Origin of the sequence: Mesorhizobium sp. M0491 (assembly GCF_040321265.1) — a bacterium.
GTDB lineage: Bacteria > Pseudomonadota > Alphaproteobacteria > Rhizobiales > Rhizobiaceae > Mesorhizobium.
In genome coordinates this window covers 38,615-62,066 of record NZ_JAMYRE010000010.1, presented here as the reverse complement: position 1 = coordinate 62,066, position 23,452 = coordinate 38,615, and the positions used below count along the sequence as shown (strand labels likewise).

The window sequence follows — 23,452 nt, the reverse complement described above, 5'->3', positions numbered from 1 at the left end:
TCGTAAACCCGTGCGTTTGAGGTAAGTAAGGGAGGTGCTATCTCCGTCGCAAAGGTACGGTTGCCGTCGATGCGAAGGCGCCGCGGCAGAGCACTGTCCAGGAGCTCGGAAATGGCCACATTCGCGCGAACAAACTTTCGCAATATCGACACTGCTTCACCACCGGTTTCGTCTGGCGATCTGCGCCCACTCGGATTTGACATCCGCGCTATATCCTGTGGAAGACGTAGAGCCGCGTATGATGCGAAAATGGGCCGAGCAACCGGTCCGCGGCAGCACGCAAACCTCTCAGGATTCCATTCTTGCTATCGTACCAGGCCTGCATCGGCTTGGAGAAAAATGTCTCGTCCTTCAGCCCCTTGAAGCCTCCCCTTGGCTGTGATCCCAGAAGCTTGAAGCCGTGCTGTTCGAAACTGGAAACAATCGAAGACGGCTCAAGAACGAACTGGTAAAATCCGGCCTGTTCACCTGAAAACCTGGGATAGAGACCCATTCTGATCTTCAGCCGTCGGAGAGGAGAAATGCTCGGCACTGTCACGAAGGCAACTCCTCCTGACCGGATGATGCGCCTCATCTCCAATGCGATCTCATCGTAACCGTCGAAGAAGTGCTCGATCACCCCCAGAGACCACACCCCATCGAAGAATTCGTCCGCGAAGCCCGTTGCTCGAACATCCCCCACGGTCACTTGCAAATGGGGCGCGGCACGGTTCACCATCCCCACGGTCTTCTGCGCGAAGTCGATCCCGTAGGCGGAAAAGCCTGCCTGGTGGAGGCCATGGACCGTATTGGCCAAGCCACATCCAGCGTCCAGGATCTTGGCCGATCCGGTCAGGTATCGCCTGGTGGTTTCAACGACAAAGCGATCCGGCCTCAAGACAATCCCTTCGGCCCAGTGAGAATCCCAATAGTCGTCATCAGCCACCGTGCCGACATGGACGATGCGCCTGTTTTCCTCGTCGTAGAGTGCTTTCTTCTCATTCATTTCTGGCATCCGGCCCGACCACCAAAACAGTGCGCTGTTTCGCATCAGGCCCTTGGTCTGCAATCACATTCCTCAATGCGAAAAAGGAACAGGCAGCGGCAACGACATATCCGAACAAAAACGCCATTTCACTGCCAAGCGGCACCCGCCACCAAAGGCCCAATGCCGCCAGACAACAGCAAGCCGACGCCCCTATCGCGTAGGAATAGGTCAACGTCATCGCTTTGCTCGACCGAAGCGCAAACGGATCGATGATCACTTTTTTCGTCCTGTTGACCAGAACAGCACAAGAAACGATCCCGAACACCACAGGGTCAAAAGACTTCCCCAGCCATCCGGAGGCATGGCCCGAGAAAAACAGGCCAACTATTCCGGCCGCGGCCGCGGTCGCAAAAATGAGTGCGATGGCCGCTCCCTCGAACAGTCCGCGCCGGAACTCCCTGACGTTTCCATTTGCGGCACTGAGAAACGCCCTTGGCACGAATACGAAGCTGGCCGCATTCATGAAGAAGCCGATGGACCGTTGTGAAAGATCGACACAGAACGAGAAGACGCCGAGATGGGTCTCGGAGCCAAGCAACAAAACAATGTATCGAATGCCGACAAACATGCCGCTCTCGGCCAGATTGCTCAACACAAATCCCCAGCCAGTGACCAGAGACCCGGCAAGATAGGAAAAGCCAGGCCGTCTCAGATTCCTAGGTCCCAGCAAGGCAAATGAAATCAGCGCTCCGACGAAATAGCTGAGCGAAAAGGCTGCAAGAGCCGAGCCTACTTTCGCATCTCCGACAAGCAGGACTATGGCTCCTGCCTGGTATGCGACGGCCTGGCCAATCGCCGACCAACCGTACGCCCACAAACGCAGTTGTGACCTCAAAATCTCTTGAAGTGCGGTGTGCAAGCCGAAAGAAACGAGGATGGTCGCGGCAACGGCATTGCCAAATCCCAGCCACGTCAGTGCCAGTCCAGCCAGGACGACAACCAACGCCACAACTGCCAGCACGGTCAAGATGGACGATACGTACTCTCTACCCATTCCCGCGGCATGCATTTTTGCGGAAACCGGCATTATCGAATAGGTCGCGACTCCAAAAACAAGTGTCGAAATAAATGAAACTGTTGCAATCGTCGTGCTGAAAATACCGTACTGTCCAGTCTCCAGATGGCTGCCGATGTACAGCAACGTCGCTATGTTCAGAAGACCAGGAACAATTCGTATTACGATGGCTTCCACCAACTTCCACAGGCTGGCTTCTTTCATGAAGTCACCCGCACGAATGACCTCTTGAGCAAGAACGGGAAACTCAAGGCACCAAAGCTCAAACAGGCAAGAACCGCCTTGCCCAGGAACCGAACCGACCGATATCGTCCTAGCCAGAACGCCTTGATGTAGTTCAAGTTCAGCAACAACATCGGGTATGCATTTTGCCGCTGAAGAAGCCGAATCCTTGCCGTCATCCCCTCCGGCAAATATCGTTTTCGTCCAATCTCGACATTGACACAGATAACGTCGTATTCGATCGCCAATCTGGACCAGAGAAGAGATGTTGGAACACGGCGGAACCGCCCCGCTGGGGGCACGGCAACCCGTTTAAGCAAAGGAGTTTTGATGACCTCCTTCTTGTCGCCGACCACCCGTTCGTCGGCCCGCATCTTTATCAGGTTTGTCCGTTCCGATGGAAATGGCTCTGCTGCCGTCTCTGGGTGGCCAAGAGCCATCGAGAACACAAAACCCGCAATCTTCTCATCGACACTTCTCTGCGAGAGGTGCTCACAGACTTCCGGCAAGCGATCGGTGAAGAGATCGTCGTCATCATCGAAGACCATGCAATAGTCGCCAGTGGCGGAAGCAATCGCCGAAAACATCGCGCGGCCTCTGCCGTCATTCGGGCCGGTGGTGACCACCAAACTGGCATCGCGAGATGCGATTTCCGCAAGCGCTTCGTTCGTTCCATCGGTCGAACCGTCGACATGGACGCATATCTGCAATGGGCTGTCCGTACGCAACAGTTGCTGAACCAGCGCCGCAACGCGATCCCGCCGATTGAACGTGGGGATGCAAACGCTCAATAGTGCCTGGGACTGCAATGGGTTGCAGACTGCCTGTTTGCGAGCCGTATCGATTCCATCTCCTCCTAGTTGCGCGGTCATCGGGCGCAGCTATGCGCGGACCAGCCGCGAACCGCCAAGAACAGGCCTATCCCCGTCCAAAGTACGACTGGTACCACTCCACAAACCGCCCGACACCCTCGGTCACCGTCGTCGTCGGACGGTAGCCCACCGCCTGCTCCAGCGCCGATGTGTCGGCAAAGGTATCGGGCACGTCGCCGGGCTGCAGCGGCAGCAGTTCGACGATGGCTTTCCGGCCAAGCGCGTTTTCCAGCGCCTCGACATAGGCGGTCAGCTTCACCGGGCTGTTGTTGCCGATGTTGAAGATGCGCCAGGGGGCACTGCTCGTGGCCGAATCCGGACGGCTGGAGTCCCAGGCGGCATTGCCTGTGGCCGGGCTGTCGCTGGCTCGGACGACGCCTTCGGCGATATCCTCGACATAGGTGAAGTCGCGCGTGTGGTTGCCGTTGTTGAACAGCTTGATCGGCTCGCCGGCAAGGATGTTCCTGGTGAACAGGAAAAGCGCCATGTCCGGGCGCCCCCAAGGGCCATACACGGTGAAGAAGCGAAGCCCGGTTGTCGGCAGCCCGAACAAATGGCTGTAGCTGTGCGCCATCAGCTCGTTGGCGCGCTTGGTCGCGGCGTAGAACTGCAGCGGGTGGTCGGCCGGCCGGTGCTCGGAAAACGGCATGTCGGTGTTGGCGCCATAGACGCTCGACGTGCTGGCATAGGTCAGGTGCGCAACGGAGTTGTTGCGGCAGGCCTCCAGCATGTTGGTGTAGGCGATGATGTTGCTTTCGACATAGGCGTGCGGGTTTTCCAGGCTGTAGCGAACCCCGGCCTGGGCGGCGAGATGGATCACCCGGTCGAATGCGTGGTCGGCAAAGCAGGCATCGACCACGCTTCTGTCGGCGAGATTGCCGCGGATGAACTGATAGCCCGCATTGGTCTTGCGGCTCGCCTCGTCCAGCAGCCGCAGCCTCGCCTCCTTGATCTGCGGATCGTAGTAGTCGTTGACGTTGTCGATGCCGACGACCTCGTCGCCGCGCTCCAGCAGCCGCTTGGCTACGTGATACCCTATGAAGCCGGCGGCGCCGGTGACCAGAACCCTCATCAGAAACGCCCATCCGTAACATGCCTGGGGAACAGACCCTTGATGTCGTAGATGACGCTCGGGGTCTTGCAAAGCGCCTGTAGGCCATCGACGCCCAGCGCACGGAACTGCCTGTGGCCGACGGCCACGATGACGCCGTCATAGCGCTCGTCGGGAATGTCCTTCATGCTCGTTATGCCGAAGGCGCGCGCGCATTCCTGCGCATCGACCCAGGGATCCCAGATGTCGATGCCGGCATTGTATTCCTTCAGCTGGGCGACGATATCGGCGACCTTGGAATTCCTCAGGTCCGGACAATTTTCCTTGAAAGCCGCGCCCATCACCAGAATCCGGCTGCCAACGACAGGTATTCCCTTGCGCATCATCAGGCGGGCCGTCTGATCCGCCGCGTGCTGACCCATGCCGTCATTGATACGGCGGCCGGCAAGAATCACCTCCGGATGATAGCCGAGTTCCTGGGCCTTGTGGGTGAGATAGTAGGGATCGACGCCGATGCAGTGGCCGCCGACGAGACCAGGCGTGAAGCGCAGGAAATTCCATTTGGTGCCGGCGGCTTCCAGCACTTCGGACGTGTCGATGCCGAGCTTGCCGAAGATAAGCGACAGCTCGTTCATCAGCGCGATGTTGAGGTCGCGCTGAGTGTTCTCGATGACCTTGGCCGCTTCGGCGACCGCAATGCTCGAGGTACGGTGTGTGCCTGCCGGCACGATCGAGGCATAGAGCGCATCGATACCTTCGGCCGCTTCCGGCGTCGAGCCGCTGGTGACCTTGACGATCGTTTGCAACCGATGCTCGCGGTCGCCCGGATTGATGCGCTCGGGACTGTAGCCGAGGAAGAACCCCTCATTGTAGCGCAGGCCCGAATGTTTCTCGATCAGCGGAGCGCACACCTCTTCCGTGCAGCCGGGGTAGACCGTCGATTCGAAGATCACCACCGCGCCTGGCGATATGACCTCACCGACCAAAGTCGATGCCATGATCAGCGGTTTCAGATCCGGACGATTGGCCCTGTCGATCGGCGTCGGAACCGTGACGATGAAAATCCCGCAATCGCGCAGATCGGCCTTGTCGGTGGTGAATGTCAGCCGCGACGCAGCACTGATCTCATCGCTGCTGGCTTCCAGCGTATGGTCGTCGCCACGCCTCAGCGCGTCCACCCTCGACTGGTCGATGTCGAAACCGACGACATCCCTGCCGGCACCGAAGGCGACCGCCAGCGGCAGGCCGACATAGCCAAGCCCGATGATCGCTATTTTCCTGGAGGCGAGATCCATCTGCTTCCTGCGCTTGCTATTCCAGAGCCATGCTTCGCATTGGTTATCGCGCACCAAAGCCGGTAAGCATCGTTTTCATTGTCTTGAGGGTTATCAAAACGTCCAGCCAAGGCGAAAAGTTCTTTATGTAATAGAAATCATAGTGCAATTTTTCCATAACGTCATCGACGGCAGCCACATGCCCCTGATTTACTTGTGCCCACCCACTTATGCCTGGCCTGACGATATGCCTGTAGCGATAGAATGGCAGCTCAGCCTCGTACCACTGTGACAGCACGACAGCTTCCGGTCGCGGTCCGATCCAACTCATTTCGCCACGCAGGATGTTGATGACCTGCGGCAGTTCGTCGATCCTGGATTTTCGCAGGAAACGCCCGACTCGGGTGATGCGATCATCATCGCGCCTGGTGATCGCCCTCTCCTTGTCGCTGCCGGCGTCAGAGTGCTGGCGCATCGAGCGAAACTTGTAGACCGTGCAGATCTTGCCCCGGTAGCCCATGCGCTGCTGGCGAAACAGCGCGGGACCATCGGAATCCAGCCGGATCAGCAGCGCTATTAACGCCAGAACCGGGGAAAGAACGATAATCAAGACAAGTGCCGAGACCCAGTCGGCTGCCTGCTTGATCTTGAGATAGGCTTGGTTCGGATTGAGTGAACCAAGCGTGTTTTCCGACAGGTGCTCGATCTCGACCCGCCCGGTCAGCGACTCGCTGACCTGCTTGACGTGGTATACGGGCGTTCCCGAAAGGGCCCGATCCGCGATGTATCGTTCCCATTCCGCGCCAAGATCGGCACGCAGATCAACGACCACGCCGCTGGCTCTTTCGATTATCGTACTGGTCGACTTGATCCAAAACCAATGCACACCCGGTAACGTCTTGAGGCGCTCGACATCTCCGCCGGGAATCACGACGAGCCGGTACGGATCGAGACGCCGCGTCAACAGGCTCAGGCCGAAATACCAGAGCGTGGACTGCGTGAAACTGGCGGCGGCTTGAAACCGGCTGTACTCGAACCGAAAAAAGAAGATGGTCAGGAAAACAGCCCCATAGGACAGGGCAAATGTCGGCAAGATGTAACTTGCCGCGGCCACGCCCGGGAAATTTCCGATGCGGCGATAGGACAAGAAGCCCACAAGGTGCGCGATGACCGCAGCGGCCACCGTGACCTGAAGATTGGCCGAATAGATAAATTCAGGATTGAAGACAATCCGGATGATCGCCGGCGCAAAAATCGCGAATGTCAGTCCGCCAAGCAGTTGAAACCGAATCCTGAACAGGAAATGCCGGCTTCCGACAATAGTCGACGCTGCGACATTCAACGTCTTCCCCCCTTCCCCGAAGCTGCCGTGTCGGCGACAGACCAGCGCGATAGTGCATCTGACCTAATCGCTCACAACAACGAATCGGACGTCTCGCCCCCCGGCGATTCGATACAGTCGAAGACCAAGAGCTACGACAGCGCGGCTGCGCCAGCAAGCATCTATTTCTTAGGTCAACAGTTCGGGAATTGAAAAGCCTAGGCTAATAAAGCGGCTTGATGATCATTACTGAAGATGTCGCAGCGTCTAGGGCGATATAACCGACAATCTATCGAGGTTGGCGGACACCAGACCGGAAATCGGCCAGTCACGCCGCTCCGGCCAGTGGCTTGATTGCCCCTGGCCGTTTCTTCGATCGCGCGCTTCAGCCGCGCTTCAGCAGCGTCCAGACGGCCGGCACCAGGCTTGCCGCGAGAGCCACCTTGATCAGGTCGCCGACGATGAAGGGCACGACGCCGAACTGCCACGACTTTTCCGGGCCGATCAGCAGAGCCAGCCAGGCAAAGCCCATCGCCATCATGACGACTTCGCCAACCAGCATGGCGTTGAAAAGCTTGATCGGATGGCGGTCCCAGCCGCGATCCGCGGCCCAGCCTACAATGGCCGCCATGACCACGAAGCCGGCGAGATAGCCGCCGGTCGAGCCGAGCATGTAAGCAATGCCGAGACCCTTTTCAGGCGTGCTCTGGAAGACGGGGAAGCCCATGGCGCCCTCCGCCATGTAGAGCAGCAGGGTGGCGACGCCGAGACGCATGCCGAAAGCGGCGGCGATCAGCAGCACGGCCAGCGTCTGCATCGAAATGTCGACCGGCCCGAGCATAACCTTGGTCTTGGCCGACAGGGTCAGCACAAGCGTTCCGGCGATGGCCAGGAAAAGCTGCGTTGCCAGCCGCGCCGCGCCATTTTGCGGCAGAGCCAGAGAAACAAGCGGACGCATCGTAGTTGCAATTGCCATGGTATTTCCCCAATCCGATTGCCGCACACCGATGTTCGCGGCCTCACATCCTCCTATATTGGCTTGCGTGTTATGCGGCAATCGGTTTTGCCGTTTCCCGAAACAAGGCACCGATGCATGGCACTGAAATTCGATACCGGCTTCGACCCCTTCTATGGCCAGGGGGTGAACGTCGCGCCCGATGTCCAGCGCATCACGGCCCGCAATCCAAGCCCTTTCACCTTTCACGGCACCAACAGCTACATAATTGGCCGCGATACGCTGGCGGTGATCGATCCGGGGCCGGATGACGAGGCGCATCTGCGGACCCTGCTCGGCGTGATCGCAGACCGGCCGGTCAGCCATATCTTCGTCAGCCACACGCATCGCGACCACTCCCCGCTGGCGGCCCGGCTGAAAGAGCGCACCGGCGCCCTCGTGCTGGCAGAGGGGCCGCACCGGCCGGCAAGAGCCCTGCATATCGGCGAGACCAATGCGCTCGATGCCAGTGCCGACACGGGTTTCGTCCCTGATGTCGCCCTGCCCGACGGCGAGGTGGTCGACGGCGACGGCTGGTCGATCAGGACGGTTCTGACCCCGGGCCACACCGCCAATCATGCGGCGTTCGCGCTGGAAAGAATTGGCGCGCTGGAGGGAACCGGTATCCTGTTTTCGGCCGATCATGTCATGGCCTGGGCAACCTCCATCGTCGCCCCGCCGGATGGAGCGATGGCCGACTATATGGCCTCGCTGGACCGGCTGATCGAACGCGGGGACCGCTTGCTGTTGCCGGGACATGGCGGGCCGGTGACAACACCGCGCGCTTTCATGCGCGGGTTGAAGACGCATCGAAAGATGCGCGAGCGCGCCATCCTGGAGCGGGTCAAAGAGGGCGACCGGACGATCGTGGACATGGTCAAGGCGATCTACAGGGACACCGACCCGCGGCTGCATGGTGCCGCCGGATTGTCGGTGCTTGCCCATCTCGAGGACCTGACGGCGCGCGGCCTGGTTGTGACCGATGCCGCACCGGCCATCGACGGCATTTTCACGCCGGCTGGCTAAGCTATCGGCGCCATTCGCTCTAGAACCGGCTGGAGCGCTCTGCTGGCTGAGGCGACTTCAAGCCCTGGCAAGAGCATTCGGGATCCGTTGGAAGACGTGCCGCGGTCTCCAGCGCAACCCGCGAGGCTGTCATGGAGAGGCTCGGCAGCACGTGCTCCTGCAGCAATTTCTGGCGCTCGCGGTCCATATAGTCGTTGAAACCGGCCGTGACGAACGCCAGGGGCACGAAACAGGCGCCGATCTCGCGCGATAAGGTGGCCTCAGGGGCGATCGAGTGGTTGAGCACGTCCGCTCCCATGTTTCGATATGCCAGAGCTTCGGCGGGAGTTGTCAGTCGCGGCCCGTAGCAGTGGGCAGCCACCAACTGCTGCTCGATGCCATGGACGCGGCATTCGGCTGGCCAATGGCGCCGGGCGGTCTCGGCCAACAATGCCGCACATCTTGGACATACGATCTGCTTGCCCGAGCAGTCGAAGCTCTGGCGGCCGGGAAGTAGTGAAAACGGGGTCTGCGTCAGTTCCAGGATATCGGCGTTCACCACCATGTCGCCGGGCTTGATAGCCTTGTTGACGGCGCCAATGGTCGAGCAGGAGAGAATCTGCCTTACACCCGCACTCATCAACACCCAGAACGCGCGGCGATGACAGGAATGGTCGATATGGTCTCGGGGATTGCCGTGCGAATACATGCACAGGGCACGTTTCGTTTTGCCCTCGACGGTAATAGATGCATCGAATTCGAGCAGCTTCCAATTGTCGCTGGGACCGAAAGGCGTTTGGAAACTCATGTCTCGCTGCAAGGTGCGGACGCCATCAACTTCGACATCTTCCGGAAAGGCGAGACCCCAATTCGCCGATCCGGTGATGATCGCCAACCCCACTTGGGGTATGTCCGTTGAATGATCGGCCAGATCGTCGGCTGCATGATGATTGTTGGGCATGTTTTCAGTCTCGCTCAGGATTTTTGGCGAAGGGTCACGACCAGGACAACGACCACGACGATGACGGTCCACAAGGTCGAAATCGCCGCGATGGTCGGGTCGATCTGATCGCGCAGCGACAGGAACATGAGCTTCGGCAGCGTGCTGTTTTGACCACTCGCGACGAAGATCGAAATGACGGATTCGTCTAGCGAGGTCAGGAAGGCCATCAGTGTGGCCGACAACAGACTGATCTGAAGTTGGGGGATAATTATTCCGCCAATGGCTCTCGCCCAGTTTGCGCCCAGGCTGCGCGCCGCCTGAACCTGGTTCCAGTCAAAGCGGGCCAAGGCGGGCAACAACACAATGCACGCGACCGGAATGGCTAGTACCACATGTCCGACCAGGACACCGAACAGCGTTCCGACAAGACGTTGCGCCGCCAGAACAAAGAAGAGACCGATCGCGAGCAGGATCCCCGGCACAATGGACGGGGTGAGCAGAACGCCCTGAATGGTTACGGCGGCCTTTCCGCCGAGCCGGTTGATCGAGATGCCGGCCAGAAGCCCCAGCGGCACTGTGATCATCGCTGTCAATGTGCCGAGGATCAGGCTCGTCCTGAGTGCGGCCATCCATGTCGCCGAACCGAAGAAAGTCTCGTACCAGCGCAACGAGTATGCGCGCGGCGGGAACTCGAGAAGATTGGACGCCGAAAAGGAGAGCGGGACGACGACGAGCGTCGGCAGCATCAGGAACGCCATAACGAGCGCACAAAAGCTCCACAGGAGGATGCGGGCCAGCCTGCTGTCTGGATAGGCTTCAAGCATGGGCTGTGCCGATGCTGCGTCCGGCAATGAGCCGCCGCGCAGCCAGGAACATCACCCCCACCAACGCCATAAGAACGAGGAGCAGAATGCCCAGGACGCTCGCCGAGCCCCAATCCTGGAAGGTCGATAGCGTGCGCTCGATCCGGGTGGAAAGCGGATTTACCTTGCCACCGCCAAGCACCGCGGGCGTGATGAAGAACCCTATGGTGTAAATGAAGACGATGATCGAACCCGAGAAGATGCCGCCGGCCGAAAGCGGCAGGATGACCGTGCGGATCGTTTGCCCGAGAGTGGCGCCCATGCTCGCCGACGCGCGGACGAGGTTTGCATCGATATCGCGCATCGCCGCATAAACGGGCAGCAGAAAAAGCGGCAGCATGTAGTGAACCATGCCGATCAGCGTTCCCGTGAAATTGTAGACCAGCGGCAATGGCTCAGCTGTCAGGCCTGAACCCGTCAAAGTTGCGTTGATCAGGCCATCGCGTCGCAACAGCACGAGCCAGCCATAGGTGCGCACCAGAATGGAGGTCCACAACGGCAGCATGACGAAGGCCATCAGCAAATTGGCCACCCTTGGTCTGGCGCTGGCCAGGGCGAGCGCCAGGGGAGTACCGAGAAGAATGCAGATCGCCAGCGTGCCCAGGGACAGTTCAAGGGTTGTGACCAGTGCCGACCATGTCAGCCCGCTCGAAAGCACCTTCTCGTAGTTGCCGACGGTGTACTCGCCCCCCGTGGTCAGGAAGGATTGCCGGATGATCCATAGGATAGGCAGTATCGCCGCCAGTCCGACGATGAACAGCGCAGGCAGTGAAAGCGAGAGGAAGAACCGCCGCTCGCGTCGCGCGTCTGCCGCGAGCGCAGGATCGGCAAGGACGGTCACGCTACCACTCCCGGTATCGCGTGAACTTTCGCTGCTGGTGCATAGGCGGTCACCCGCTGACCGGCGGCAAGTTCGGCGCAGCCGCTGGCCAGCGCCGCCGGAATGCAGACAAGTATCTCTTGCCCGCCGTCAAGCGCCAGCGTCAAAAGCCAGTTCTCGCCACGAAACGCCTTGGCGCGCAGCGTTCCCTCAAGGGCCACCCCGTCTGGCCCGACGAGCTTCGCATCAAGATGGAAGCATTCCGCGCGGATCATCAGAGCTTCGCGTGACGCATCGGCGCCGTCTATTCTGCGCGCCGAGCCCGGGGCCACAATGTTGGCCTCGCCCATGAACTCCGCGACGAAGCGGGTCGATGGACGATCATAGATCCGCTGTGGCGTATCGATCTGCTGGATGCGGCCGGAATTCATCACCGCGATCCTGTCGGACATGATTAGCGCTTCGCGCTGGTCATGCGTCACATAGATCGTGGTGATCCCCAGATCATCGTGCAGACGCCGGATCTCGTACTGCATGGTTTCGCGCAGGTTCTTGTCGAGCGCCGACAACGGCTCGTCCATCAGCATCACGCGTGGCTCAAAGACGATCGCCCGCGCCAACGCCACCCGCTGGCGCTGGCCGCCGGACAATGCGGCAATGTTGCGCTCCGCCAAACCTTCAAGCTTCACGCGGGCCAAAGTGTCGAGTGCCCTCTGGCGGGCCTCGGCTTTCGGCGTCTTGCGCAGCACCAACGGATACTCGACATTTGCCAGAACGTTCATGTGGGGAAACAGGGCGTAGTTCTGGAAGACTATGCCGATGTCGCGCTTGTTGGGGGCCAGGCGGGTAATGTCCCGATCGTCCAACAAAAGTTTACCGGAATCGGGCCGGACAAATCCGGCCAAAGCCATGAGCAGCGTGGTCTTGCCCGATCCGGACGGCCCCAAGAGCGTGAGAAATTCGCCAGCCTGAATGTCGAGCGAGACATCGTCCAGCGCGACGTAAGATCCGTAGGTCTTGCGCACGCTGTCGATGGTGATCGGGAGCGACTTCATCATGTGCTTCAGCCTTAAAGCTGAGACTCAGCGGGCCATCATCTCATCGAAGGTTTTTTGAGCAGCTTCGCCATTCTTGACCCACCAGTCCGCATTCGAAAACACCGAAGTGCCGGCATTTTCAGGCGCGGTCGCAAGGGTCTTCAGACGGTCCTCGGGAATAAGGCCACCCTCATAGCCAGCAGGATTGACCGGGCCATAAGCGATGAAATCGGTCAGCTTCGCCACGCGCGCGGGCTGTGTCATCGCCGCGATGAGTTTCATGGCCGCTTCCTTGTTCGGCGCCCCCTTCGGTACCCCGAGGCAATCCGTACCGATGACGGAACCCTTGAACGTGTAATCGACCGCGCCGCCATCCGCTTTCACGGTTTGGGCCCGCCCGTTCCAGGTAACGACCAAATCCGCCTCGCCATCTTTCAGCAACTGCGCGGACTGAGCTCCCGAAGTCCACCACACCGCGACATTTGGTTTGATCGCTTCAAGCCGCTTGATCGCGCGATCCAGGCCCTCCGGCGTGCTGAGCACGGAATACACGTCGGCCGGTGCTACGCCGTCCGAGAGCAGCGCGATCTCGATCGAGTCCTGTGCATTGGCGCGGAGGGCGCGACGGCCCGGAAATTTGGCAACATCCCAGAACTCCGCCCATGTCTTTGGCGGGTTCTCGCCATAGGTCTTGGTGTTCCAGGACATGACGGTGCCATAGGAGTCGAACGGATAGCAGTAGTCGGACTTTGCGCCATCCGGCACGGCCTTTGGATCGATGATCTTGTAGTCGAGCGGCTCCAGCAGCGACTGTGCGGCGGCCTGCGCGCCCTCCGGTGAGCCCAGGTGAATGACGTCGGTTGTGACCGCGCCCGAGGTGACCTGCATCTTCAGGGCGGCCAAGCCGTCGCTGAGGGTCTCCTCGCGGACATCATAGCCAAGCTCTTTTGCAGCGGGGGCCCACATGGCTTCCTTCATGGCGTTGCCATAATCGCCGCCCGCGGTCGTGATGGTGACTGATTGGGCATAGACCGGCACGGCGGCCGAGAATGCTAATGCCGTCAAGGAAATGCGTAACCAAGACATAGGTTCTCCTCCCTAGAATTTGTTGAGACGCGCTCAAAATGGCCAATTCTTGACAATCGTAACGTTACGATTGCATCCAATTGCAGGAGAGTCAAGCTGCTTTAGCGAGAGCTTGGATTGACCGTGAGGTGGAATTCGGTCACGTAGTGGAAGTCAGCAAATCAGCCGGCGCTTTCGCAAATGAGGTCGGGCGACATGACCAACCTGAAACAGATCGCGGCGGAACTTTCCCTTTCGGTCACCACGGTATCCCGCGCGCTGAAGGATGGGCCGGAGGTTCATCCCGCCACCATCGCTCGCGTCAAGGAAGTGGCGCAGCGGGTCGGCTATGTGCCAAATCATCATGGCTTCGCGCTCAAAACTGGCCGCACGCTGACGATGACAGCAATATACCCGATGGAAACAAAAGATCATCTGTCCGATCTGTTGAAGCTTCCGTTAATCGAAGGCATGACGCTGGCGGCGCGGCAAGCGGGTTATAGCCTATCCATCTACTCCACCACGCCCGATGATGATCCCATCGAGAGTGTGCAGCGACAGCTTCAGGCGGGCAGCACAGACGGACTGATTATCACACGCATGGTCTCGGGTGATCCGCGCGTTAAGCTATTGCTGGATAGAGGCATGCCATTCGTCGCGTTTGGAAGAACTGACCTGGATACAGCATATCCTTATGTCGACATCGACAATGAACAGATTGCCTACGAGGCGACCCGGCGGCTCATGGACAAGGGCTGCCGACGCATTGCGCTGCAACTTCTCGTTCCGGGCGACCAGGCGAGTGCCATGCGTCTTTCCGGGTATGGAAGGGCAATGGCCGAGGCTGGTATTCCGATCGACCAGTCGCTGATCGGTCATGGAATGTTCACCATGGAATCGAGCGCAGCCTGGTTCGATCGCATGCTGGCCTGGTCAGATCCGCCGACGGGCTTGGCATGCGCCAACGAACTGGGCCTTCTGGGGGCATTACACGCTCTCGGCAGAAGAGGTCTCGCGCCAGGGAGTGACATCCACATTGTCACTCGGGACAGCACGCGGCTATCGCGCTTCCTGCCTGCGAAGATCGGCGTTCATTTCGTGGACATAGCGGGTGTCGGACGCAAACTTGTCGAAGTCCTGGAGAGCCGGATCGCCAATCCGATTGGACCGGTCGCGACAGTCTTGTTCAAAGGAGAGTTCGACCCTGGCGAATAGCCTCCCCTGGGTCTCATTCGACCGGAGCGGCGCCAACCTGACCGGCGACTTCCTGGTCGAGTTCCGCGAGAAATTCGGTGATGCGCGCCGCATTGTCGCCGAGGTCGTAGCGGCCGTAGCGGGATGCCGACCGCATGTCGACGATGACCGTGTCGCCATCGTCCGTCACGCGGATCGCCACGTCGGCGGGAAGGCCGATCACGAAGCCCTTGGCGACGGCGGTGATGGTCACCTCGCTTTGCCCGGCGAGATCGGGATAGGGTTCCGACAGCTCCCAGTCGCGCCGGTCGAGCACGGTTTCGACGGCATTGACGACGGTCTCGAACGGCAGGTCGTAGCTGCGTGCGCTGACCAGCGGATAGCTATCGGTCTGCAGCCGCTGTTCCCCAGGCGTCGACGGCGCAAGCACGTTCATATCCTTCCTCCGGTCGCTCACGTCGAGCGCCGGCGGTTCGTCGAAATCCGTCGAGATATCCCTGAGCGGCGGATAGATCGTCGCCCAGTAGGCGGCGACGCCATAGGGTGCGAGCACCAGCAGTGCCAGCAGCGCGCCGACCGTCAGGTCGCGACCGCCGCGGTCGCCGAAATTCCAGAGCCGCGAAAAGGCAAACCCGGCAAACAACAGCGCCATCGCCGCCAGCAGCGCGACAATGCCCAGCACCCACAGAAAGACAGGTGTTTCGACGAGATCGAAGCGATGGCCGACGAAGACCGTCAGCAGCAGCACCAACGAAAAAGCGGCCGTGCGCCGCGACCAGCCGGCCGCCTTCGACGTTTGCCGTTCAGGAATGCTAACCATCGTTTTCCGTGCTGCCCCAACCCGAACGGAGACTTAGTGCCTTTTTGCGATGGCATGAAGCCGAAACATGCACCATCGCGTCAATCCGTCGGCAGGCGATAGTCCTTGAATTGCTGGCGCAAGGTGATCTTCTGGATCTTGCCGGTGGCGGTGTGCGGAATTTCACCGACGAAAGCGACATCGTCCGGCATCCACCATTTGGCCACCTTGCCGTCCATGAAGTCGAGAATGTCAGCCTTGGTCGGTTCCTTGCCCGGTTTGCGGACGACGACCAGCAGCGGCCGTTCGCCCCATTTCGAATGCTGAACGCCGATGGCTGCCGCCTCGGCGACATCGGGATGGCCAACAGCCAGATTCTCGAGGTCGATGGTCGAAATCCATTCGCCGCCGGACTTGATGACGTCCTTGGCGCGATCGGTGATCTGCATGTAGCCGCCGGCGTCGATGTGGGCGACGTCGCCAGTGTCGAACCAGCCATCCTCATCGAACTGCTCCACGCCGGCGCCGCCATAATAGGCACGGGCAACGGCCGGCCCACGCACTTTCAGGCGGCCAAAAGTCTTGCCGTCCCAAGGCTGCTCGTTGTTGTCGTCGTCGGTCACCTTCATTTCGACGCCGAAGGGCGGATAGCCCTGTTTCTGCTGGACATCGAGCCGGGCTTCGCCCTCAAGACCGGCATGGTCCGGCTTCAGGGTGCACAGCGTGCCGAGCGGCGACATTTCGGTCATGCCCCAGGCGTGGATAACCTGGACATCGTAGTTCTGCTGGAACTTGGTCATGATCGCGCGCGGGCACGACGAGCCGCCGATGACAACCTTGTTCAGATAGGGAAGCTTCTTGCCGGTCTCCTCCAGATGCTGCAGCAGCATCATCCAGACGGTCGGCACGGCGGCGCTGAAGGTCACCTTCTCGGTGTCGAGCAATTCATAGATCGAGGCGCCGTCCATCTTGCAGCCGGGCATGACAAGCTTGGCGCCGATCATCGGCCCGCTCTGGCCAAGACCCCAGGCATTGGCGTGAAACATCGGCACGACAGGCAGGATCGTATCGCGCGACGACAGGCCCATGGCGTCGGGCATGGCAGCGATCATGGCGTGCAGCACGTTCGAACGATGGCTGTAGACGACGCCCTTGGGATCGCCCGTGGTCCCGGACGTGTAACACATGCCAGCGGCGGTGCTTTCGTCGAAGGTCTTCCAGGCGAAGTCGCCATCCGCTTCGTCAAGCCAATCTTCATAGGCGACCGCGTTGGGCAATGTCGTCGGCGGCATATGCGCCCTGTCGGTCAGCACGATCACCTGTTTCAGCGATTTTACGGCGCCGGCGATTTTCTCGAGCAGCGGCACGAAGGTCAGGTCGACGAAGACTGCCTTGTCCTCGGCATGGTTCATGATCCAGACGATCTGCTCGGGAAACAGCCGCGGATTGAGCGTGTGGTAGATGGCGCCGATGCCCATGATGCCGTACCAGGCCTCGATATGGCGTGCGGTGTTCCAGGCCAGCGTCGCGATGCGGTCGCCCAGCCCATAGCCGTCGCGCTCCAGCCGCTGGGCGACCTTCAGGGCGCGACGATGGATGTCGGCGTAGGTGGTGCGCACGATCGGCCCCTCGATCGAGCGCGTCACGATCTCGCGCACGCCATGCTGCCGCTCGGCATTGTCGATGAGCTTATGGCAAAGCAGCGGCCATTCCTGCATCAGTCCCAGCATTGGGTCCTCCCTCACGCTTTTGCGTTGTGCTTTTCGGGCTATTGTGGAGCGAACCGGCCGATTGTCCAGCCGCCAGCACCACCAAGCGCCGCATTGGTGGAAAACCGCCACAATCCGGCCATCGTCGGCGTTAAGTTTCGTTAACGGGCAAAGGGGTGCGATTGGCGACTGAAAGAGGTTCGCATGGACGCGCAGCTCGACGACAAGGCTCTCGAGAGTACGCTTGCCGAAAGTCTGGCCGATGTGGTGCCGGACACAAAGACTGTTTCCGAAGATGAATTTGTTGAAGTTGTCGGCGGCGCGCTGGAAGCGGTCGGCGGCACGCTGCTGTTCAAGATGTGCGTCCAGAATCAGGGCGAGGACCAGCACGTCGCGGCCGCGTCAGTCGGCGATGGCGGAAACCGCCAGTTCCTGCTGCTCACCTTGCCTACCGGCGGCGGTTCCTTGAAGGTCGAGACCGTATCGAGAAGCAGCAACCCGGTCGCCGGGATCGCTGCCGCCTATGCCGGTCTCATGGACGTGTTCAAGGCCGCTGCCTGACAGCTGACGACAAGTATCTCGAGGGTTCCAAGGCGCGATCCATCGGCGTCGGCCCGGCAAGTTTTGCGTACTGGATGGCGATAGCGGCTTGCACAATGCGCTTGCGCGACACACCTTAAAGTCGACGCAAGGAGAGCCCCGCATGGATCAGATCGCCAACCCCGCACCCGGTTTCCAACGCAACCCGGACAAAATCATCACCATCGAGCCCTATGCCGGCACCGTTACCGTGCGTACCGGAGACGTGGTCATCGCTTCAACAGCGAAGGCCAAGGTGCTGACCGAGGCCCCCTATCCGGCGGCGTTCTACATTCCGTTCGCCGACATCGATTTCGGCAAGCTCGGCCGCACCGACCACTCGACCCATTGCCCCTACAAGGGCGATGCAAGCTATTGGAGCGTGCTGCCTGCCGGCGAGACCGGCCAGAACGCCATGTGGGCCTACGAGCGGCCTTTCGACGAAATGGCTGAAATCCGCAACCACGGCGCATTCTACGCCAGCAAGGTCACGATCGAAGCCAAACCAGACTGAGCCCACGCCGACGGCATCGAGATCCGCTCGGCTGGCCAGTCACTCCGTCGTGCCGTTGTTGCCGATGCCTTCGGCATCGTCGAGCCGCACAAAGGTCAAGCCCTTGGCCTTGAGCGCCAGCAGCCCCTGCACCACGCCTTCGCCGGCCGCATGGGTCGGCTGGTTGATGTGCGAGATGATGACGTCGCCGTCCTTGGCCGCCGCGATGCGCCGGGCGGTTTCCTTGGCGCCGAGCAAAGAGCCACCGTCGCCGTTTATCGAGAAACCCGCGACCTTGAAGCCAAGCTTGCGGATCATGGCGATTGCCGACGGGCTGTATTCGGCGGTTGCGCCACGGAACCATTTCGGTGCCGGCTCGCCGGTCCCGGCAAGAGCGGCGGCCCCCGACTCGACCTCGGCCAGCACCGCGTCCGGGCTGCCGGCGCTGCGGATGCCGTAGATTTTTTGCGGCGTGTCGACCGCCGGGATATGGCGGCCGCCGTGATTTTCCAGTTCGAACAGATCGGGATGCGCCCGCATGATCTCGACGGCGGCGGCGTTCCGCTTCAGCCAGATGCCGGTGACGAAAATGGTGGCGGGGATCTTATTGTCCACCAATGCCGAAAGGATCCGGCTGTCGGTCTGTCCGCCGCAGGCGTCGAGCGTGAGCGCAACGCGACCGGCGCCGCTTGCCTCCGGCCTGATATGCAGGGTGGGCTCGACGAGCGGCGCGGCATGGCCGGCGGATGCCATCGCCCACAACATGGCGATCATACAGAGATTTTTTTGCAGCAGGCGCATCAAACCGATTCCCGGACCCGTCATTTCAAGCAGGCATCCCAACGACCCGCATGAAGGCGGAAATCGGGATGATGCATAGCTGAAAAGCGCTCCGCGACAATGTGACCGTTCCTGTGGGCGACAGGTCATTCCACCGCGTCGAGAGCGGTCGTGCATGCGGCGCATGATCTCAGATGGCGCGTTCCAGCTTCATTTCGGTGCGCGAAAGAACCTCGCGCACCGCATCGACCACAGGCTTGACCTCTAGGCCCCAGACGCAGCATGCTTTGCTCGGATCCGGCGCGCGGCAGAGGTTTTCGGCCATGCAGGCGCAAGGCATCGGCGGCTGGAGCGAGATGCTGGGCACGCCGACGGGCCCCCAGCGCGACGGCTCCGTCAGACCGAACAATCCGACAACCGGGGTTCCGGTGGCTGCGGCCATGTGCATCGGGCCGCTCTCATTGCCGAGAAACAGCCGAGCCTGTTTCAGCAACGCCAGCAGGCTTTCAAGCGACAGGTCACCGACGAGATTGACGACCGAGGGCGCGGTTCTGGCGACGATACGTTCGGCGATCTCGCGCTCGTCCGGGCCGCCCACCAAGACGACATCCAGGCTGGTCTCGCCGGCAATCTCGACGATCACTGCTGCAAACCGCTCCGGCTGCCAACGTCGGCCCTCGAAGCTTGCACCCGCATGCACGGCGATGAATGCGTTTGGCCGCAGATGGTGCTTACCCAGCAGCGCCAATGCTTTCGCCGTCTCCGATGGCAGCGGCTGAAGGTTCGGAATCACCGTGCGAAGTTCGATGCCGAGCGCTTCGAGCGGCGAGAGGTAGCGGTACAGGAAATGCTGACCATCAAAGCCGTAGGGCTTGGCAAAGACATTGGCGGGTTGCCGCTCCAACATACGCAAGGGTCTTTCGGAAGGATTGTAACCGACACGGGTCTTGGCGTTGACGAGCCCGGTGACCATGCGCGACGTCTTCGAATCGGTCAGGTCGATGGTCAGGTCGAAACGGAAGCGGCGTAACGCCCGCACCATGGCGTAGAGCTCCTTCCCGCGCTCCAAGGGCGTTCCGCGCATGCGGTCGCGCCTGAATGCGACCACCTCGGAAGCGATACCATGGGCCATGACGAAGCTCTCGAAGCGGGCCTCGCACAGAAAGACGATGCTGGCGCCGGGGAATTCGAGCCGCAGGTTCTTGGCGAGCGCCGAGGCGAGGACGAGATCGCCTATAAACTTGGTTTGGATGACCAGGATCGAGTGGAACGGCGCGGGAGAAATCTGCAGCATCTGTTTCCGGGAGCAATTTGCGGATGGCCGCAAATTGGGCAGGAACAATGTCGAGATTACGCGACGCCGCCAGCACGTTCGCGTGAATTGCCTTACAAAACGGTAAGCTGGATGGATCCTATCGGCGGCCTGCCTTCGCAACCAGCACCGCTGCCTGCGCGGCCGCCAGCCTGGCGATCGGCACGCGATAGGGCGAACAGGACACGTAGTCGAGGCCGACCTCTTCGCAAAAGCGGATCGAGGACGGATCGCCGCCATGTTCGCCGCAGATGCCGAGCTTGATGTCTGGCCGCGTCGCCTTGCCCTTTTGCGCGGCCATGCGCACCAGTTCGCCGACGCCGTCGATGTCGAGCGAGACGAACGGGTCCTGATCGATAATGCCCTTCTGGCGGTAGGTTTCCAGGAACGAGGCCGCATCGTCGCGCGAGATGCCGAAGGTCGTCTGGGTCAGGTCATTTGTGCCGAAGGAGAAGAATTCGGCCGACTCTGCAATGACATGGGCACGGATCGCGGCGCGGGGGAGCTCAATCATGGTTCCCGTGAGGTAATCGATCTTGACGCCGGTTTCCTCCATGACGCTCTTGGCAACCGCATCGATGCGCGCCTTGACGTAATCGAGCTCCTTCACCAGGCCGACCAACGGCACCATGATCTCGGGGACCACCAGGGCGCCGGCCTTCCTGCCGGCCTCCACGGCCGCCTCGAAAATGGCCCGCGCCTGCATCTCGGCGATCTCGGGATAGGAGACAGCCAGGCGGCAGCCGCGATGGCCGAGCATCGGGTTGAACTCGTGCAGTGCCTCGGTGCGCTGCCTGAGCTTGTCCGGCGACACCTTCATGGCGGCGGCGACCTCGGCCACCTCCTCCTCGGTCTTCGGCAGGAATTCGTGCAACGGCGGATCGAGCAGGCGGATCGTCACCGGCAAGCCGGCCATGATCTCGAACAGTTCGAGGAAGTCCGAGCGCTGCATGGGCAGAAGCTTGGCAAGTGCGGCGCGCCTGTCCTTTTCGGTGTCGGCCAGGATCATCTCGCGCATGGCGACGATGCGCTCGCCGTCGAAGAACATGTGCTCGGTGCGGCAAAGGCCGATGCCTTCAGCGCCGAAGGAACGCGCCATGCGCGCGTCGAGCGGCGTTTCGGCATTGGTGCGCACCTTCATGCGACGCACGGCGTCGGCCCATTCCATGATGGCGGCGAAATCGCCGGAAAGTTCCGGCTGCAACATCGACACGGCGCCCTTCAGCACCTGGCCGTTGCTGCCATCGATGGTGATGATATCACCCTTGCGGAAGGTCGAGCCCATCGCCATCAGCGTGCCGGCCTTGTAGTCGACACGCAGCGAGCCGGCACCCGAGACACAAGGCTTGCCCATGCCGCGCGCCACCACCGCGGCGTGGCTGGTCATGCCGCCGCGCGTGGTCAGGATGCCTTCCGCCGCATGCATGCCGTGGATGTCTTCGGGACTGGTTTCGATGCGCACCAGGATCGCCTTGCGGCCTTGCGTCTTCAATTCCTCGGCGTCACCGGAGGAAAAGACGATCTCGCCGGTGGCGGCACCGGGCGACGCCGGCAGGCCAATGCCAATGACATCGCGCGCGGCTTTGGGGTCGATGGTCGGATGCAGCAACTGGTCGAGCGAGGCCGGGTCGATACGGGCGACGGCTTCCTCTTTCGTGATCAGCCTGTCCTGCGCCATCTCGACGGCAATTTTCAGCGCCGCCTTGGCGGTGCGCTTGCCGGAGCGGGTCTGCAGCATCCACAATTTGCCGCGCTCAATGGTGAATTCGAGATCCTGCATGTCGCGGTAGTGCTTCTCCAGATTGTCGGAGATGGTGACAAAGGACTGGAACGCGTCAGGCATCAGCTTCTGCAGCGACGGCTTGTCCGAGCCGGCTGCGATACGCGCCGCTTCGGTGATGTTCTGCGGCGTGCGGATGCCGGCGACGACGTCCTCGCCCTGCGCGTTCACCAGGAACTCGCCATAGAGCATCTTTTCGCCGGTCGAAGGGTTGCGCGTGAAGGCAACGCCGGTGGCCGAGGTTTCGCCCATATTGCCGAACACCATGGCCTGGACGTTGACCGCCGTGCCCCAGCTTTCGGGAATATCGTGCAGGCGGCGATAGGTGATGGCGCGGTTGTTCATCCAACTCGAGAACACGGCTGATATCGCGCCCCAGAGCTGCTCATGCGGATCCTGCGGAAAAGGCCTGCCGAGCTCTTCCTCGACCTTGGCCTTGTAGAGCGCGATGACGCCTTGCCATTCGAGCGCCGTGAGTTCGGTGTCGAGCTCGTGCCCGAGCCCGCCCTTCTGATCCTCCAGGATTTCCTCGAACACCTCATGGTCGAGGCCCATGACGACATCGGAATACATCTGGATGAAGCGGCGGTAGCTGTCATAGGCAAAGCGCGCATCGCCGGAATCGGCGGCCAGCGCCTCGACCGTCTCGTCGTTCAGGCCGAGATTGAGCACGGTGTCCATCATGCCGGGCATCGAGGCGCGAGCGCCCGAACGCACCGACACCAGCAGCAGTTTCGACGGGTCGCCGAACCGACGGCCGGTCAGCCGGCCGATGTGATCGAGCGCGACCGCGACATCGGCTTCCAACCCGGCCGGATAAATACGGCCGTTGGCGTAGTAGGCGTTGCAGACCTCCGTGGTGATGGTGAAGCCCGGCGGCACCGGCAGCCCCAGGCTGCACATCTCGGCCAGGTTGGCGCCCTTGCCGCCCAGGAGATTCTTGTCGCTGGCACGGCCTTCCGCCGCACCATCGCCAAAGGTGAAAACCCATTTGGTCATGCATCGCTCTCCGGTTGCAGGAGATTGGAAAGATTGGCGAAACGGAAAGTTCCGCCGGTCCGTCCTTGGAGCGATATGATGCTGCAGTGCGAAAGGCAAGCGCCGGCAAAGCGGTCGGCCTTCTACAATCGATTAAGCAAAAGCCGTGTCCGAAGATGCGGCGAAATGACTTGCCATTCCGAGGTTTTTGATGTAGAACATAAAGGGAACAAACAGCCATGAAACTGCCCGGAAAACTCGACTCTATAATCGCGCGGCATCGGCGGAGCTAGGCGAGAGATTGAGAAGAATGTGTCTG

Annotated in this window: 21 protein-coding genes; 4 read left to right on the top strand and 17 right to left on the bottom strand. The window is 60.7% G+C overall.

Annotated features, from left to right (window positions below; genetic code table 11):
• Positions 1-208: 208 nt before the first annotated feature.
• From NKI69_RS14795 to NKI69_RS14765, 7 genes are all read right to left on the bottom strand, one after another.
• Positions 209-985, bottom strand: a complete 777-nt coding sequence (locus tag NKI69_RS14795; RefSeq protein ID WP_352441361.1) for a class I SAM-dependent methyltransferase — start codon at positions 983-985, stop codon at positions 209-211.
• Positions 978-2,246 (bottom strand): MATE family efflux transporter, encoded by a 1,269-nt coding sequence (locus NKI69_RS14790; protein ID WP_352721775.1) that lies wholly within the window; start codon positions 2,244-2,246, stop codon positions 978-980. The genes NKI69_RS14795 and NKI69_RS14790 overlap by 8 nt, the downstream gene beginning before the upstream one ends.
• Positions 2,243-3,136, bottom strand: coding sequence for a glycosyltransferase family 2 protein (locus tag NKI69_RS14785; RefSeq protein ID WP_352721773.1), 894 nt, complete (start codon positions 3,134-3,136; stop codon positions 2,243-2,245). Before NKI69_RS14785 ends, NKI69_RS14790 begins: the two co-directional genes overlap by 4 nt.
• Positions 3,137-3,182: 46 nt before the next feature.
• Positions 3,183-4,208, bottom strand: coding sequence for an NAD-dependent epimerase (locus NKI69_RS14780; RefSeq protein WP_023808551.1), 1,026 nt, complete (start codon positions 4,206-4,208; stop codon positions 3,183-3,185).
• Entirely contained in the window at positions 4,208-5,482 is a 1,275-nt protein-coding gene (locus tag NKI69_RS14775) for a nucleotide sugar dehydrogenase (RefSeq protein ID WP_023808552.1), read from the bottom strand. Before NKI69_RS14775 ends, NKI69_RS14780 begins: the two co-directional genes overlap by 1 nt.
• A 43-nt stretch (positions 5,483-5,525) precedes the next feature.
• A complete protein-coding gene (locus NKI69_RS14770) occupies positions 5,526-6,803 on the bottom strand; it encodes a sugar transferase (RefSeq protein WP_050592621.1) in 1,278 nt (425 codons plus the stop codon).
• Positions 6,804-7,167: 364 nt separating this feature from the next.
• A complete protein-coding gene (locus tag NKI69_RS14765) occupies positions 7,168-7,758 on the bottom strand; it encodes a biotin transporter BioY (protein ID WP_023808554.1) in 591 nt (196 codons plus the stop codon).
• Positions 7,759-7,875: 117 nt separating this feature from the next.
• On the opposite strand from NKI69_RS14765, the gene NKI69_RS14760 reads away from it, so the two are divergent.
• Positions 7,876-8,802, top strand: coding sequence for an MBL fold metallo-hydrolase (locus NKI69_RS14760; RefSeq protein ID WP_023808555.1), 927 nt, complete (start codon positions 7,876-7,878; stop codon positions 8,800-8,802).
• 19 nt (positions 8,803-8,821) lie between these two features.
• Here NKI69_RS14760 and NKI69_RS14755 read toward each other — a convergent pair whose 3' ends face one another.
• Genes NKI69_RS14755 through NKI69_RS14735 form a run of 5 tightly spaced genes read right to left on the bottom strand, consistent with a single transcriptional unit; the run spans position 8,822 to position 13,530 of the window.
• On the bottom strand, positions 8,822-9,742 hold the full coding sequence (locus tag NKI69_RS14755) for a phosphorylase family protein (RefSeq protein WP_023808556.1): 921 nt from the start codon (positions 9,740-9,742) through the stop codon (positions 8,822-8,824).
• Positions 9,743-9,756: 14 nt separating this feature from the next.
• A complete protein-coding gene (locus NKI69_RS14750) occupies positions 9,757-10,548 on the bottom strand; it encodes an ABC transporter permease (protein ID WP_023808557.1) in 792 nt (263 codons plus the stop codon).
• Positions 10,541-11,428, bottom strand: a complete 888-nt coding sequence (locus NKI69_RS14745; protein ID WP_023808558.1) for an ABC transporter permease — start codon at positions 11,426-11,428, stop codon at positions 10,541-10,543. Before NKI69_RS14745 ends, NKI69_RS14750 begins: the two co-directional genes overlap by 8 nt.
• Entirely contained in the window at positions 11,425-12,462 is a 1,038-nt protein-coding gene (locus NKI69_RS14740; RefSeq protein WP_128302533.1) for an ABC transporter ATP-binding protein, read from the bottom strand. The genes NKI69_RS14745 and NKI69_RS14740 overlap by 4 nt, the downstream gene beginning before the upstream one ends.
• 27 nt (positions 12,463-12,489) lie before the next feature.
• Positions 12,490-13,530 carry an ABC transporter substrate-binding protein gene (locus NKI69_RS14735; RefSeq protein WP_023808560.1) on the bottom strand — a complete coding sequence of 347 codons (1,041 nt, stop codon included), beginning with the start codon at positions 13,528-13,530 and terminating at the stop codon, positions 12,490-12,492.
• A 195-nt stretch (positions 13,531-13,725) separates the two neighbouring features.
• On the opposite strand from NKI69_RS14735, the gene NKI69_RS14730 reads away from it, so the two are divergent.
• Positions 13,726-14,724 carry a LacI family DNA-binding transcriptional regulator gene (locus tag NKI69_RS14730; protein ID WP_023808561.1) on the top strand — a complete coding sequence of 333 codons (999 nt, stop codon included), beginning with the start codon at positions 13,726-13,728 and terminating at the stop codon, positions 14,722-14,724.
• A 13-nt stretch (positions 14,725-14,737) separates the two neighbouring features.
• On the opposite strand, the gene NKI69_RS14725 is transcribed toward NKI69_RS14730, so the two are convergent.
• Positions 14,738-15,523 (bottom strand): DUF1499 domain-containing protein, encoded by a 786-nt coding sequence (locus NKI69_RS14725; protein WP_023808562.1) that lies wholly within the window; start codon positions 15,521-15,523, stop codon positions 14,738-14,740.
• Positions 15,524-15,603: 80 nt separating this feature from the next.
• The gene (locus tag NKI69_RS14720; protein ID WP_352721767.1) at positions 15,604-17,232 is read right to left on the bottom strand and encodes a fatty-acid--CoA ligase; all 1,629 of its coding nucleotides are present in this window, start codon (positions 17,230-17,232) and stop codon (positions 15,604-15,606) included.
• A gap of 183 nt (positions 17,233-17,415) precedes the next feature.
• Here NKI69_RS14720 and NKI69_RS14715 point away from each other — a divergent pair, with 183 nt between their 5' ends.
• Both NKI69_RS14715 and NKI69_RS14710 read left to right on the top strand, forming a co-directional pair.
• Complete coding sequence (locus NKI69_RS14715; RefSeq protein WP_023808564.1) at positions 17,416-17,772, top strand: hypothetical protein; 357 nt, start codon at positions 17,416-17,418, stop codon at positions 17,770-17,772.
• Positions 17,773-17,914: 142 nt separating this feature from the next.
• Positions 17,915-18,304 carry a DUF427 domain-containing protein gene (locus NKI69_RS14710; protein WP_352721765.1) on the top strand — a complete coding sequence of 130 codons (390 nt, stop codon included), beginning with the start codon at positions 17,915-17,917 and terminating at the stop codon, positions 18,302-18,304.
• Between the two features lie 39 nt (positions 18,305-18,343).
• On the opposite strand, the gene NKI69_RS14705 is transcribed toward NKI69_RS14710, so the two are convergent.
• The 3 genes from NKI69_RS14705 to ppdK all read right to left on the bottom strand — a co-directional run bounded on the left by NKI69_RS14705 (position 18,344) and on the right by ppdK (position 23,154).
• Complete coding sequence (locus tag NKI69_RS14705) at positions 18,344-19,084, bottom strand: polysaccharide deacetylase family protein (RefSeq protein ID WP_352721763.1); 741 nt, start codon at positions 19,082-19,084, stop codon at positions 18,344-18,346.
• Positions 19,085-19,253: 169 nt separating this feature from the next.
• On the bottom strand, positions 19,254-20,357 hold the full coding sequence (locus NKI69_RS14700; protein ID WP_352677136.1) for a glycosyltransferase family 9 protein: 1,104 nt from the start codon (positions 20,355-20,357) through the stop codon (positions 19,254-19,256).
• Positions 20,358-20,475: 118 nt separating this feature from the next.
• Positions 20,476-23,154, bottom strand: coding sequence for a pyruvate, phosphate dikinase (gene ppdK / locus NKI69_RS14695; protein WP_352721761.1), 2,679 nt, complete (start codon positions 23,152-23,154; stop codon positions 20,476-20,478).
• Positions 23,155-23,452: the final 298 nt, after the last annotated feature.

Excerpts from the sequence above, each read along its gene's own strand:
- NKI69_RS14795 (WP_352441361.1), bottom strand. The coding sequence starts at position 985 with ATGAATGAGAAGAAAGCACTCTACGACGAGGAAAACAGGCGCATCGTC.
- NKI69_RS14790 (WP_352721775.1), bottom strand. The coding sequence starts at position 2,246 with ATGAAAGAAGCCAGCCTGTGGAAGTTGGTGGAAGCCATCGTAATACGA.
- NKI69_RS14785 (WP_352721773.1), bottom strand. The coding sequence starts at position 3,136 with ATGACCGCGCAACTAGGAGGAGATGGAATCGATACGGCTCGCAAACAG.
- NKI69_RS14780 (WP_023808551.1), bottom strand. The coding sequence starts at position 4,208 with ATGAGGGTTCTGGTCACCGGCGCCGCCGGCTTCATAGGGTATCACGTA.
- NKI69_RS14775 (WP_023808552.1), bottom strand. The coding sequence starts at position 5,482 with ATGGATCTCGCCTCCAGGAAAATAGCGATCATCGGGCTTGGCTATGTC.
- NKI69_RS14765 (WP_023808554.1), bottom strand. The coding sequence starts at position 7,758 with ATGGCAATTGCAACTACGATGCGTCCGCTTGTTTCTCTGGCTCTGCCG.
- NKI69_RS14760 (WP_023808555.1), top strand. The coding sequence starts at position 7,876 with ATGGCACTGAAATTCGATACCGGCTTCGACCCCTTCTATGGCCAGGGG.
- NKI69_RS14755 (WP_023808556.1), bottom strand. The coding sequence starts at position 9,742 with ATGCCCAACAATCATCATGCAGCCGACGATCTGGCCGATCATTCAACG.
- NKI69_RS14750 (WP_023808557.1), bottom strand. The coding sequence starts at position 10,548 with ATGCTTGAAGCCTATCCAGACAGCAGGCTGGCCCGCATCCTCCTGTGG.
- NKI69_RS14740 (WP_128302533.1), bottom strand. The coding sequence starts at position 12,462 with ATGAAGTCGCTCCCGATCACCATCGACAGCGTGCGCAAGACCTACGGA.
- NKI69_RS14735 (WP_023808560.1), bottom strand. The coding sequence starts at position 13,530 with ATGTCTTGGTTACGCATTTCCTTGACGGCATTAGCATTCTCGGCCGCC.
- NKI69_RS14730 (WP_023808561.1), top strand. The coding sequence starts at position 13,726 with ATGACCAACCTGAAACAGATCGCGGCGGAACTTTCCCTTTCGGTCACC.
- NKI69_RS14725 (WP_023808562.1), bottom strand. The coding sequence starts at position 15,523 with ATGGTTAGCATTCCTGAACGGCAAACGTCGAAGGCGGCCGGCTGGTCG.
- NKI69_RS14720 (WP_352721767.1), bottom strand. The coding sequence starts at position 17,232 with ATGCTGGGACTGATGCAGGAATGGCCGCTGCTTTGCCATAAGCTCATC.
- NKI69_RS14715 (WP_023808564.1), top strand. The coding sequence starts at position 17,416 with ATGGACGCGCAGCTCGACGACAAGGCTCTCGAGAGTACGCTTGCCGAA.
- NKI69_RS14710 (WP_352721765.1), top strand. The coding sequence starts at position 17,915 with ATGGATCAGATCGCCAACCCCGCACCCGGTTTCCAACGCAACCCGGAC.
- NKI69_RS14705 (WP_352721763.1), bottom strand. The coding sequence starts at position 19,084 with ATGCGCCTGCTGCAAAAAAATCTCTGTATGATCGCCATGTTGTGGGCG.
- NKI69_RS14700 (WP_352677136.1), bottom strand. The coding sequence starts at position 20,357 with ATGCTGCAGATTTCTCCCGCGCCGTTCCACTCGATCCTGGTCATCCAA.
- ppdK (WP_352721761.1), bottom strand. The coding sequence starts at position 23,154 with ATGACCAAATGGGTTTTCACCTTTGGCGATGGTGCGGCGGAAGGCCGT.